Genomic DNA, 12,866 nt, shown 5'->3' with positions numbered 1-12,866 from the left:
TTTTTTCAACAAGAGAAAAGTAAATTTGATCACTTTAAAAAAACAAGGGCCGATTTGCATTCATAATCTCTAATAAAATTATGCGGTAACCGTGAACATTATTCGAAAAATCTGAAGATTTATACGAATAACTCCATTACCGCCTTCGCAAATCATACAATATTTAACAATCCTCGAATAGCATCTATTATTTTCAAATATTCGCAAAAACATGATTGAATGATTTGTCTTTTATAAAAATTCGTATTTTTGAAATATCAAAATGGTAAACAACAAAGCTACATATCACTCCTCTATAACAACTCAAATCTGGGTTAGCGCTAATGTTACGTTTACTACAACAACTACAATCACCCCTTTGGGGTAAACATTTTACATATAATCCTATTTTATTATATTTTTTTTCGAAAGAAAGGCAGTCTTTGGATGTATAATAAGCATTACCTTTTTCATAAAAAATAACACACACCAATACATCGCCCACATTCTATTAATCACGAAAATGGCGATTCACAGGTGCATAAAAAATAAATAACTTCGTTATGAAAGTATTAAAATTTGGCGGAACTTCGGTTGCCAATGCACAAAATATAAAACTGGTTTTAACCCTTGTTAGTAATAAAGCTAGAGAGGAAAAATTAATCGTTGTGGTTTCTGCTTTTAGCAAAGTTACTGATTTGCTTCAACTTGCTTCCCAAAACGCGGCTGCAGGTGACGAAAGCTTCAAAAATATTCTTGCCGATATTGAGAAAAAACATCTAGATGCTCTAAAAGAACTTATTCCCGTTAGCGAACAAAGCAGTCTTTTGAGCCACATCAAAAGAATCATCAATCATCTGGAAACCTTACTGGACGGATGTTACCTTTTAGGCGAATTATCTCCCAGAACTTCAGATACTATTTTGAGTTTTGGCGAATTATTGTCTTCTTACATTGTAGCAGAAGCTTTAAAACAAAATCTAAAAAATAGCGGTTATAAAGACAGTCGCGAATTGATAAAAACCGATAATCATTTCGGAAAAGCAACCGTAAATTTTGAAGTTTCGAACCAATTAATTGCTGATTTCTTTGCTTCGAATGAAAATCAGGTGGTAGTTATTCCGGGATTTATAGCCGCTTCACTTGACGGCATAAACACTACTTTAGGTCGCGGAGGATCGGATTATACAGCTGCTATTCTTGCCGGAGCTCTCGATGCAAATGACTTAGAAATCTGGACTGATGTAAACGGAATGTACACTGCAAATCCAAAAATTGTAAAACAAGCACAATCTATTGCTTTCATTTCTTATCAGGAAGCAATGGAGTTGTCGCATTTTGGTGCCAAAGTTTTATACCCGCCAACCATTCAACCGGTATTAAGAAAGAATATTCCAATTCTCATTAAAAATACTTTCGAACCGGAAGCCGAAGGAACTTATATTTCAAATCAGGAAATGGCTCACACTAACCCTGTAAAAGGAATTAGTCATATCGATAATATAACTTTGATTACACTTGAAGGATCAGGAATGATTGGTGTTACAGGTTCATCTAAAAGACTTTTTGAAGTATTATCACATAAAAATATTAATGTTATTTTTATTACTCAGGCTTCATCGGAACATTCAATTTGCATTGGAATTTTAAATTCGGATGCTGATGTGGCTGAAGATGCCATCAACAAAGCTTTCGAAGTAGAGATTTTACAAAATAAAATTGATCCCTGTATTGTTGAAAAAAACCTGTGCATCATTGCTTTGGTTGGCGAAAACATGAAAAATCATCAAGGTTTAAGCGGAAGAATGTTTAGCACTTTGGGTAAAAATAACGTCAACATCAGAGCGATTGCTCAAGGTGCATCCGAAAGAAATATTTCGGCGGTTATCAATGAAAGAGACGTTAAGAAAGCACTAAATACTTTACACGAAAACTTTTTTGAAGAAAATACGAAACAGTTAAACCTATTTGTGATGGGCGTTGGAAATGTGGGAGAGAAATTCATCGAGCAAATTCACCAACAAAAAAAATTCCTTAAACACAATCTGAAAATAAACCTACGCGTTATTGCTTTGTCCAATTCCAGAAAAATGTATTTTGATGAGGATGGAATCGCTTTAAAAGAGTGGCAATTTTTACTAGAAACCGGAGAACCAGCTGATAAAGAAAAGTTCATTGCAAATGTAAAAGAACTCAATTTACGAAACAGCATTTTCGTTGATATTACGGCGAATGAAAGTGTATCCAAAACCTACGAACAGTATTTAAAACGCAATATTGCCGTAGTAACTTGTAACAAAATTGCTTGTGCTTCGGAGTACGATAATTATAAAAAATTAAAAAAATTATCCAGACAATTTAACGCTCCGTTCCTGTTTGAAACCAACGTTGGTGCTGGATTACCAATTATTGATACCGTAAAAAATCTGATTGCCTCAGGTGATAAAGTGAATAAAATTCAAGCTGTTTTATCAGGAAGTTTGAATTTTATCTTTAATAATTTTGACGAAAACAATACTTTTTATGATGTCGTAAAAGAAGCAGGAGTACAAGGATTTACAGAACCGGATCCTAAGATTGATTTAAGCGGAATTGACGTTGCCAGAAAGATATTGATCCTGATCAGAGAAAGTGGATACAAAATGGAAATCGATGAAATTGTCAATGAATCTTTTATGCCGGCAGAATGTCTAGATACTACTTCAAATGAAGCTTTCTTCGAATCACTGAAAAAACATGCAACACATTTTGAAACTATCTATAAAGAAGCGTTAAGCAAAGAATCCAGACTAAAATACGTCGCGCAATTCGAAAACGGAAAAGCAAATGTTGGTTTAAGATTTATTCCGAAAGACCATCCTTTTTATAATCTGGAAGGAAAAGACAATATTGTACTATTCTTTACGGACCGTTATGTGGACCAACCTTTATTAATAAAAGGCGCTGGTGCGGGAGCTGCAGTAACGGCTTCAGGAATATTTGCTGATGTAATCAGAATTGGAAACCTATAAATATGTCGTAAGGTCAAATGTCGTAAAGTTTGAAAGATAGCAACTTGATTTTATTTTCATTTCTACGACTTTACCACTTTATGACTTTAGACTTTAAGACTACTATTATGAATGAAATAAAAATATTTTGTCCTGCTACGATAGCCAATCTTTCCTGCGGATTTGATGTCCTCGGACTGTGTTTAGAAACTGCAGGTGACGAAATGATTATTCGAAAATCAAATATTAAAGGGATTCGTATCACTAAAATTGTGGGTACCGACTTGCCTTTGGAAACCGAAAAAAATGTAGCTGGTGTATCTGCTTTAGCGATGTTGGAAGCCATTGAAACGGAATTTGGTTTTGAAATCGAAATCTACAAACACATCAAAGCCGGAAGTGGAATTGGCAGTAGTGCTGCCAGTTCAGCTGGAGCTGTTTTTGGAATCAATGAATTATTGGGACGTCCATTTACAAGAAAAGAATTGGTGCAATTTGCCATGCAAGGCGAAAAGCTAGCCAGTGGAAACGCCCATGCCGATAACGTCGCTCCTGCTCTTTTGGGTGGATTTACTTTAGTAAGAAGTTATAATCCATTAGATATTATAAAAATTGAAAGCCCATCTGAATTGTATGCCACCGTGGTTCATCCGCAAATTGAATTGAAAACTTCGGATGCGCGTTCGGTATTGAAGCAAACGGTTTCCTTGAAAAGTGCTATTATACAATGGGGAAATGTGGGCGGACTGATTGCCGGATTGTACACCAAAGATTATGACTTAATCGGGCGTTCTCTGCATGACGAAATCGTGGAACCACTGCGAAGTGTTTTGATTCCCGGATTTGATCTAATCAAGCAAACTGCTTTAGAAAACGGAGCTTTGGGTTCTGGGATTTCGGGTTCAGGTCCCTCTATTTTTGCTTTAAGCAAAGGAAAGGAAACTGCTGATAAAATCGCAAAAGCCATGAGTGCCGTGTACGACGAAATGAATTTACCGTATGAAATTCACGTTTCTAAGGTGAATGATGAAGGAATGAAAATAATAGCCCCCTAACCCCCGAAAAGGGAATAAAAGAAAAAACACAGCGATTTTAAAATTACAATAAATACATTCTAAATCCAGTTTCGTTTCCCTTCCCTGTGGAGAGGGTTGGGATGCGGATTCTACAATTACTACTCACAATGAAATATTACAGTTTAAACCATAACGCACCTAAAGTTTCTTTTAAAGAAGCCGTATTACAAGGATTGGCAACCGATAAAGGATTGTATTTTCCGGAAACGATAATACCTTTACCTCCTGCTTTTTTTGAAACTATAGAAAATATGAGCAATGAAGAAATTGCTTTTGAAGCGATTCAACAATTTGTGGGCGACGAAATTCCGAAAACAACTTTAAAACAAATCATTGCCGAAACGTTGTGTTTTGATTTCCCGATGGTTGAAGTGGAAAAAGGTGTTTATTCCCTTGAATTGTTTCACGGCCCGACGATGGCTTTCAAAGATGTAGGCGCTAGATTCATGTCGCGTTGTTTGGGTTATTTCAATAAAGACAACAAAGACAGCAAAAACACGGTTCTTGTAGCGACTTCGGGCGATACTGGCGGTGCTGTGGCCAGTGGTTTTCTTGGCGTAAAAGGTGTAGAAGTGATTATACTTTATCCATCTGGAAAAGTGAGCAATATTCAGGAACGACAATTGACCACTTTAGGACAGAATATAAAAGCGCTTGAAGTGGATGGTGTTTTTGATGATTGTCAGGAGATGGTCAAAAAAGCGTTCATGGACGAAAGTCTAAAGCATAAAAACCTGACTTCGGCAAATTCGATAAATATTACGCGTTGGTTGCCACAAATGTTTTACTTCTTTTTTGCGTATAAAGAATTGAAGAAACAAAACAAACCGATAGTTTTCTCATGCCCAAGTGGGAATTTCGGAAATATTTGCGCGGGTATTATTGCAAAAAAGATGGGATTGCCAATTGAACATTTTGTTGCGGCTACGAACGTAAATGATACGGTCCCCCGATTTCTAGAAAACGGAATTTATGATCCAAAACCTTCCAAAGCTACAATTTCGAATGCGATGGATGTGGGGAATCCAAGTAATTTTATCCGAATTCAGGAAATGTACCAAAATGATTTGGAACAACTCAAAAAAGATTTTTCTTCGTTTACGTTCTCTGATGCAGAAACGATTGAAGCCATGAAAACCATTTACAATACCGACGGTTACATCACAGAACCGCACGGAGCAGTTGGTTATTTGGGATTGAAAAAAGAATTACAAAACCACCCAAATGCGATTGGTATTTTCTTAGAAACTGCTCACCCAATTAAGTTTTTAGACACCGTCGAACCAACATTAAAGGTAAAACTGCCGATTCCTACACAAATTGAAAGCGTATTGGGAAAAGAAAAAGTGAGCGTAAAAATTAAAACGTATGAGGAATTGAAAGCTTTTTTAGGATAAAAATACCTGTTTTAACAAATAGAAAACGACTAAAAATCCAATATTAGTCGTTTTTTTTTGTGTCTAAATAAGTCTAGTTATAAAGTGGTCGTAAACTTTTATTTTGGAACAAAAAAACAATTTTACGACCACTTTACACTTCCCTTTTAAATGTATAATTATGAGTATTTTACAGTGAAGCAAAACAATACTTTCTACCACAAAAAAATAAAATTCCAGATTTGAAAAAATAGCTTGAATATGATTTAAATTAAACGTAAATTTGCAAAAAAATTGAGTTGTCTCTATCAGGTCTTTTACAAGCGAAAAAATAAACCTGAACCGCATCAAAAAAACAACTAAGTATTTGAGAAGCTGTTTGAATCTTAACTTAAAATCAGCAGATTAAAAATACTTCAAAAAAACTACCTGATAAAGTAGCATCCCATATCAACATAATTTATTAAAAGAAGGAGAAAAAAGTTTATGACGGATCATAGCATGAATGCTGTTAGTTTTGAAATTGAATTATTGGATAAGCACAAAGATTACAGGAATCAATATAAGTCAAATGATTTGTATTGGGGCGTGGGAATCGAAAATGAATGTTATTTAGAGTTTGAAAACCACCGTGTCGTGGACAAAGATTTTTTACTGACTAAAGGACTTCATGAAAAGTATAGTGTTAATCACTTTAAGAATTACAAAGAAAACATTTACCAGAATTCATTACTAAAAATATTATCCGATAAAGAATATTATTTACCCGTACTGATGAACTCCCATTCGTTTACAAAAACGGACATCAACAACCAGCATAAGACTTTTGATCCCATAGATAATGAACCAAATCCTGAATATTTAGGGGAAAGTATCTTTGAAATATTACAAAAAAACAATCCTTATTTTATAGACGAGCTTCAAAAAGAATTTATTTTTGACGGTGACACAGTTGAATTTGTTACGCAAAAATTTTACAAAACAGATATTGACTCGGCCATTGCTGAACTGGCAACAATAAAGCAAGGTTTCATAAACAACTTACAAAGCGCCTTTGATAAAGATAAAATATTTGCGGAATATGGCGCCATAAAAATATGTTCTACAAACCATCCTTTTGCGATATTTATTTCAAACAACACTAATTATTCTGTTTTTAATAATATGACCTATCACTTCAATTTAACTATTCCTACTGAGTTAAATAAAGATGGTGAAATTAAAGACAAAATAGGTTTTATAAAAAAACACCAGAGAGCAATTCGATTATTCCAATGGTTGAGTCCATTATTTATGATAAAATTCGGTTCTTCTGATTATTTATCGCACAATGACAGCAGCGTTAATTTAACAAAAGCATCACAACGATGTGCCATGTCGAGATACATTGGGGTAGGAACTTATGACACCAATGTGATGAAAACAGGGAAAATCGTCCAGATGAATTTTGACGAACATCCGATGCATGATAATCCGCTGTGGTGGGTAAATCGTTATTCTGAAATATCGGATTATGAAAAAATTGATAAAATTGGGCTAGACATCAATTTTCACAAGCACAAAAATCATGGCATTGAATTTCGAATATTTGATTATTTCGATGAAAAGCACTTACAAGAGGTTTTGAATTTTCTTGTTTTTATTATGGATCATGCCTTGTTAAACGAAATCGAAAATCCTATTTGCGATTTGGAATGGAATAACTTTGTCTACGAATCTATTATCCACGGCAAAGAAACGCATGTACCATCAAAATTCATCGGCCTTTTAGAAAACATATTGTCTATTACGATAGAATCGAATGATCCTTTAGAAATTTACGATCAAATATTCAGCAGTTTACACACTACCTATTATGAAAAAGGCTTTTGTAGTTCTTTACTAATTAAAAAATAAGCATGCATCACAAATGCAAGTTATCTTTTAGAATAAGCTCTATATAACTACCTTTCTTGCTGACAATCAGCCCGCAAGAAGGGTATTTATTTATACGTTTTTTTTTAAAGCTAATCATGATAATAAAAGATAGCAGCCGCATATCCTTTTTCCGGATCTTTATTGTCCCACCAATCTTTTCTGATTTCTGAAAAATAATTGTAATTATCCGCTCCTGCTTGCGATTGCAACGGATAAATGACTTTGCCGTCTTTCCTAAAGGCTTTATCAGTATCCGTTTCCGGAACAACCACTACAATATGTCCTGATTTATTCAGGATAAATCTTTTGGCACAGATGATTCCTACTCCTCCATTAGCATTTACTTTCTTTTGAAGTTCATCAACATCATCGATTCTTTCCCAACCAAACTCACTTCCCGATTGCAAAAACCAATCGTAGATATAATTGGAATAAAAAGGCCTTACCGTTTCATCAAAAACCAATGATACTTCGTTTCCTTTCTCCAGTTGCTCGATTGCTTTATCAGTCCATCTCAATCTGGGGATATAGACCCTGGCAAAAAAACAATAATCAAAAGTATAAATATTACAATAGGTATCAGATGCGTCTTTCTGATACCGGAAACTTTTTGAAACATTTAGCGCAGTAATTATCTTACGAATTGATGTCAGTTTAGAGTCCAGACTTGTTAAATCTCTAAACGGAATTGAAGGATCACCAATAGGTTTGTATGTTTCCTCTTTACTGTCCAGACTTGCTTTAGCATCCGGTTCAAAATTGGGTACTTCGATATCCATACTTTTTTGATTCGTTTCATCGACAAGCTCGATGTCTTTTGAAAATACAAAACCCTCTTTTTCAGTGTTTAAAAGTTTTACTTTCCACCAATCTGAAGCTGTTTTTTCAATTAATTTAACGGTATGTCTAAAAGGTATTTGTAGTAAAATTTTGGAATTATCCTGCGTTGCCGGAAAATCTCTTAGATTTAATGACGGAGTAGCGACTCTATATTTCATACTAATCAGTTAATTATAAATGATTTTACTGCCAAAATACTAAAAACAACCAAGAAAGCACCACAGGAAACCATTATTTTTTAGATTTTTTTTGAACTAATTCTAAAAAACAACAGCACCAAACAGCAATAAGGAGTACTATTTAGCCTGAAGAAAAAGGGAGTTTACACATTAAGATTTAGAAAGAAGAGAAAGTGTTTTTGATGATGGATTTTAGGATTTATTCTAAAAAACAAAAACAGCTAAGAAGTGATTTTTTAGGTTATTGTTATGAAAATAATTTGAAGCAATTTAAAATTGAGCGCAGTCGAGATTCTTTGTATTCTAAATTAGTTTTCTGTAAGTAAAATCATTAATTTTGCTGATCGTAAAAAAACAAATTGTAGTGCAAATTAAACCAAATATTAGTGTATTTAGAATATTTTACAAAGAATATATACAAGTAACCAATTACCACAATCGATAAAATGACAAACGAAACACCCAAAAGCTTAGAGAAACTTTCATTTTTAAATTTGATTGTGTTGATTTTATCAATTTACGTTTTAGGTGCATTAATTGTCGATTCTTTATGTATTCTCCCTACAGAAACTTCTCTCTTATTAAATTATATTGACTATTCAATTTGCATATTTTTCTTTGTTGAATTTTGTATTCGTTTTAGAAAAGCAGAAAACAAAATAAAGTTCATGCGTTGGGGGTGGATTGATTTAATTTCATGTATTCCAATGATTGAAGCTGTACGTCCAGGACGTTTGTTACGACTTATTCGATTATTACGAATTGTAAGAGCATTCAAAACAACAAAAAATGTTGTTGATCATATTTTTGTAAATAAAGCTCAAGGTGCATTTATTTCCGTTTCTGTTACTGCAATATTATTGGTAATCTTTTCAGCAATCGGAATTCTACAAGTTGAAAACGACCCAAACAGTAATATTAAAACTGCTGAGGATGCAATTTGGTGGGCTTATGTTACAATTACAACTGTCGGCTACGGAGATAAATTTCCAGTTACAACCGAAGGTAGGATAATTGCAACTATTTTAATGACTGCAGGTGTTGGGCTATTTATTACATTTACTGCTTTCGTTGCTTCTTTGTTTGTAATTGATAACAGACAAAATATAGAATCTGAAAAATAATTAAGTTAGTGGCTGGTATCAATTATTTTGCTTGATTATTGGGTTTGTTTTGCGTTTTAAATTCTCTAAACTTTATGAAAGAATTGTATACTTGTGCGATTTTCTGGTAAATTTTTATAATCCCGCAAAACTTAAAAATGTTGTACACAATGCCCAAAAAAAAAGAATAGCATAAACAAGAAACATAAATTATTTAAAATAACTATTATGAAAAAACTATTACTCGTTTTGTTGTATTTCCTATTTACTTCATGTGTTACAAATTATTATTTTGTAAATATTGAGGAAGACACCCCAATTTATGAAAATACTAATAGTGGTAGCGAATCGATTGTTGTAATTCCAAAAGGCAATAGTGCATATATATCTTCTGGGACAAAAAAACACAGAAAAGTCAAATGGAAAAAATATAAAGGTTGGGCAATAAATCCTATATATAGTAGTCCAACAAATTCTAATTATTCTAGTAAGTCTAATTCATCAAGTACAAATTACAATAATCCTTCAACAAGAAGTTCTTCTGGTGGAACAGTCCACGTAAAAGGATATACAAGAAAAGATGGAACTTATGTTAGACCTCATACCAGAAGTGCTCCTAAAAGAAAACACTAACCTAATAGCTTGGAATAACATAATTCCTATCGATTAAATGGTGAGGAAATTTTTTCCGTGCCCATAACGATGAGACAATGAGATAAAAATCAAAATAAGCTACTGCCTCAAAAGGATGTAGCTTTTTTTATACCTTGGCTCTACAATAAAAACCTAATAGAAAAACTATGAACACAATAGAGCAAGTATCACAACAGCAAAAGCCATTCAAGTTCAGTATCAAAAACATTTTTGTTCCGGACTACGAAAACTACGAAGGGGTTCGCAGAATCAATATTTATGTGATGCGGCTGTTTTTCGCCTTAATGTTTGTTTTTGTTGCCACAGATTCCTGGACGTTTATTCTTACCCATGAAGGTGCATGGGACCCCATAAAAGCTGTTGCTTGGTGTACTTGGGCTGCTTATTCAACATTGGCACTTTTAGGAGTATTCCATACTTTGCGAATGTTACCAATTATGCTTTTTATGATTTTCTACAAAGGACTTTGGCTTATTGTTGTCGCATATCCTTTATGGTCCGCAGGCACGCTAAAAGGTTTACCAGCCGAAGAAATGGCGTATATGTTCTCTGGAATTATCATACCGATACTCTTCATGCCTTGGAAATATGTCTTCAAAAAGTACATTGTATTAGAGAAGAAAAAGAAATGATATACTCACTAAAAAACCAAAACGGCTGAGAAAATTTTTTCAGCCGTTTTGGTTTTTATCACATTTTATTAAACTTAAATTTTTGTCCGCCAACTGATGCCTCGTACATGAGTCCTCCCTTTTGCATGGTAAAGACCATCACTCCATTGGTGTATTTTACATTTGCGGAAGCGCCTTCAGTTGCCGCAACTGCTGAGGCTTGTGCCGAAAACTCGAATCGGCTTTCTTTAAAACGGTCCATTTCGTTTTTGGACTCAAAAAATATCACTTCCCGATACGCTTGTCCGCCCGCTTGAAATCCTATGCTCACTTGCGACAGCTTGGCCATACCCGCTCGCTTGTTCTGTTCATAAACGACACCGTTGCCCGCTGCTCCTCCAATACCAAATCCTCCTTTGCCCACATTAGGAAAAATAACATAACCGTATGCTTTTTCAAAAAGTGCTTTCATCAACGGATCACTTTTGATAAATTCTGTCTTTGCGCTCTCGCTATCAGCAATAATTTTATTCTTTTTCGTGGTCGTTTGCCCAAATATTAATGCTGTGTTTAAAACACAAACCATTATTATTAACCAAATACTATTTAGATTTTTCATAATTATAACTTTTAAATTGGTTGCTCCGTTTCTTTACTCAAAGATAAAAAAAAATCTTTACTTAAAAATACAAAATATTGATTATCAATATTTTAATGTTGATATTTTGCAAATTAATTGTAGCGTAAAAAAACTTGTACAAAAAAGAGAATCCACAGCGCGATGCAATTGTGTAAACCTTTTTTCTACCTTTGAAAAATTCAAAAACACAAGACTACTACGGATGATCACAAAAGCAACACCAGAGAACGTTTCGCAATTAAATAAATTAATCAATTCAGCGTACCGCGGGGAATCCTCTAAAAAAGGATGGACAACTGAAGCAAATATTTTGGAAGGACTCAGAACTACTGAAGAAGAACTGAATGAGACGATTCAAGACCATAAAAATACGATTCTAAAATTTACGGAAAATAACCAGATTATAGGTTGTGTTTTATTAGTCGAAAAAGAGCAGGAATTGTATTTAGGGATGCTGACAGTTTCACCCGAATTACAAAACAGTGGCGTTGGAAAAAAATTACTGCAGCAGGCAGAAATTCATGCTTTGGAATTAGGATTGCACAAAATTGTAATGACTGTAATTTCCGTTCGAGAGGAACTAATTGCTTGGTACAAACGCAACGGTTATAAGGATACGGGCGCAAAAGAACCGTTCCCGGCAAGTGATGTTCATATTCCAATTACGGAAGAACCTTTGGAATTTATTGTTATGGAAAAAAGGATTGGATAATTATTACAGATTAATTTTTTATTTGAATTAAGGATTGGAATGTGCCCAGAAGCACCAAATATCGACAGCAATTAGATATGAAATTTGTTACTGTGCCGAACGTGCGCAACATTCATCTTTTCGTAGCGTTCCCACGGCACACTAAAATCATTCTACATCATTTTTTCTATTAAGATATAGTGCTTTACAGCAAAAAGAAGGCTTGTAATAGTTAATCCAATTGGTACATGAATCAAATATTTTTTCGGGAAGAAATAAATTAACTTTTATTGTTCATTTTTCAATCCGAATGACAAGTAATAAATTCTGAATCAATCCATTAGAAGTATTCTTCTTAAATCAAAATAAAATGGCGACTATTCCCAAAAAACGCGTTGTAAAAGATTTAAAAGAAAAATCAATTCTAATTTCCAGAACATTTAGCGCCCCGCTTAAAAAAGTTTGTCGTGCCTGAACCGAAGGCGAATTGTTAGAAAAATGATAAGAACCAAAACCTTGGAAAACCGAAATCACAACGATTCACTTTTCTGTTGGCGCTCAGTGGTTATGCGTTATTACAGGACTTGAAAATAAAAATTGGGTAAGCATGGGCTACACAGCGATTACGCCGCATTTGAGTTTTAAAATTAAAGATAGTTTTGGTGATGAAGAAGGATACGTTGATTCTTCGTTGCCGGTTTAACAATGAATTATTGTTTTTACTGCCACAGCATCGGGTATTTCAGTAGAATTCAAAATGTTTTTTTTCAAATAAAAAGAAATAGCAACCGTGATTGAAATGGGCTTTGT

The 12,866-nt window shown here is 34.1% G+C and carries 10 protein-coding genes; 8 read left to right on the top strand and 2 right to left on the bottom strand.

The genetic code is table 11. From position 1 onward, the window contains the following. Window positions 1–542: 542 nt before the first annotated feature. The 4 genes from thrA to ACP7AV_RS09360 all read left to right on the top strand — a co-directional run bounded on the left by thrA (window position 543) and on the right by ACP7AV_RS09360 (window position 7,317). Window positions 543–2,990 carry a bifunctional aspartate kinase/homoserine dehydrogenase I gene (gene thrA, locus ACP7AV_RS09375; protein ID WP_426091736.1) on the top strand — a complete coding sequence of 816 codons (2,448 nt, stop codon included), beginning with the start codon at window positions 543–545 and terminating at the stop codon, window positions 2,988–2,990. 107 nt (window positions 2,991–3,097) lie between these two features. Beyond that, window positions 3,098–4,024, top strand: a complete 927-nt coding sequence (locus ACP7AV_RS09370; protein WP_426091735.1) for a homoserine kinase — start codon at window positions 3,098–3,100, stop codon at window positions 4,022–4,024. A gap of 128 nt (window positions 4,025–4,152) precedes the next feature. After that, a complete protein-coding gene (thrC, locus tag ACP7AV_RS09365) occupies window positions 4,153–5,442 on the top strand; it encodes a threonine synthase (protein ID WP_426091734.1) in 1,290 nt (429 codons plus the stop codon). Window positions 5,443–5,907: 465 nt separating this feature from the next. Continuing rightward, window positions 5,908–7,317: a hypothetical protein gene (locus ACP7AV_RS09360; protein WP_426091733.1), complete on the top strand. Its 1,410-nt coding sequence runs from the start codon at window positions 5,908–5,910 to the stop codon at window positions 7,315–7,317. Window positions 7,318–7,427: 110 nt separating this feature from the next. Here the strand turns inward: ACP7AV_RS09360 and ACP7AV_RS09355 are convergent, their stop codons facing one another. Continuing rightward, on the bottom strand, window positions 7,428–8,336 hold the full coding sequence (locus ACP7AV_RS09355; protein WP_426091732.1) for an SH3 domain-containing protein: 909 nt from the start codon (window positions 8,334–8,336) through the stop codon (window positions 7,428–7,430). A gap of 467 nt (window positions 8,337–8,803) precedes the next feature. Between ACP7AV_RS09355 and ACP7AV_RS09350 the strand changes: the two genes are divergently transcribed. From ACP7AV_RS09350 to ACP7AV_RS09340, 3 genes are all read left to right on the top strand, one after another. Then, entirely contained in the window at window positions 8,804–9,481 is a 678-nt protein-coding gene (locus ACP7AV_RS09350; RefSeq protein WP_426091731.1) for a potassium channel family protein, read from the top strand. Window positions 9,482–9,688: 207 nt separating this feature from the next. Further along, on the top strand, window positions 9,689–10,093 hold the full coding sequence (locus ACP7AV_RS09345) for a hypothetical protein (RefSeq protein WP_426091730.1): 405 nt from the start codon (window positions 9,689–9,691) through the stop codon (window positions 10,091–10,093). Window positions 10,094–10,260: 167 nt separating this feature from the next. Further along, window positions 10,261–10,746: a hypothetical protein gene (locus tag ACP7AV_RS09340; RefSeq protein WP_426091729.1), complete on the top strand. Its 486-nt coding sequence runs from the start codon at window positions 10,261–10,263 to the stop codon at window positions 10,744–10,746. A 58-nt stretch (window positions 10,747–10,804) separates the two neighbouring features. On the opposite strand, the gene ACP7AV_RS09335 is transcribed toward ACP7AV_RS09340, so the two are convergent. Beyond that, the gene (locus ACP7AV_RS09335) at window positions 10,805–11,344 is read right to left on the bottom strand and encodes a YSC84-related protein (protein WP_426091728.1); all 540 of its coding nucleotides are present in this window, start codon (window positions 11,342–11,344) and stop codon (window positions 10,805–10,807) included. A 223-nt stretch (window positions 11,345–11,567) separates the two neighbouring features. On the opposite strand from ACP7AV_RS09335, the gene ACP7AV_RS09330 reads away from it, so the two are divergent. After that, on the top strand, window positions 11,568–12,077 hold the full coding sequence (locus ACP7AV_RS09330; RefSeq protein WP_426091727.1) for a GNAT family N-acetyltransferase: 510 nt from the start codon (window positions 11,568–11,570) through the stop codon (window positions 12,075–12,077). The last annotated feature ends 789 nt before the right edge of the window (window positions 12,078–12,866 follow it).

This window comes from Flavobacterium sp. DSR3-2, assembly GCF_049896525.1.
GTDB lineage: Bacteria > Bacteroidota > Bacteroidia > Flavobacteriales > Flavobacteriaceae > Flavobacterium.
Note: the sequence above shows the minus strand (reverse complement) of the source record. Positions and strands in the feature narration are given on the sequence as shown.

What these genes read in the sequence shown, in the direction of transcription:
- thrA (WP_426091736.1), top strand. Translation starts at nt 543, where the DNA reads ATGAAAGTATTAAAATTTGGCGGAACTTCGGTTGCCAATGCACAAAAT.
- ACP7AV_RS09370 (WP_426091735.1), top strand. Translation starts at nt 3,098, where the DNA reads ATGAATGAAATAAAAATATTTTGTCCTGCTACGATAGCCAATCTTTCC.
- thrC (WP_426091734.1), top strand. Translation starts at nt 4,153, where the DNA reads ATGAAATATTACAGTTTAAACCATAACGCACCTAAAGTTTCTTTTAAA.
- ACP7AV_RS09360 (WP_426091733.1), top strand. Translation starts at nt 5,908, where the DNA reads ATGACGGATCATAGCATGAATGCTGTTAGTTTTGAAATTGAATTATTG.
- ACP7AV_RS09355 (WP_426091732.1), bottom strand. Translation starts at nt 8,336, where the DNA reads ATGAAATATAGAGTCGCTACTCCGTCATTAAATCTAAGAGATTTTCCG.
- ACP7AV_RS09350 (WP_426091731.1), top strand. Translation starts at nt 8,804, where the DNA reads ATGACAAACGAAACACCCAAAAGCTTAGAGAAACTTTCATTTTTAAAT.
- ACP7AV_RS09345 (WP_426091730.1), top strand. Translation starts at nt 9,689, where the DNA reads ATGAAAAAACTATTACTCGTTTTGTTGTATTTCCTATTTACTTCATGT.
- ACP7AV_RS09340 (WP_426091729.1), top strand. Translation starts at nt 10,261, where the DNA reads ATGAACACAATAGAGCAAGTATCACAACAGCAAAAGCCATTCAAGTTC.
- ACP7AV_RS09335 (WP_426091728.1), bottom strand. Translation starts at nt 11,344, where the DNA reads ATGAAAAATCTAAATAGTATTTGGTTAATAATAATGGTTTGTGTTTTA.
- ACP7AV_RS09330 (WP_426091727.1), top strand. Translation starts at nt 11,568, where the DNA reads ATGATCACAAAAGCAACACCAGAGAACGTTTCGCAATTAAATAAATTA.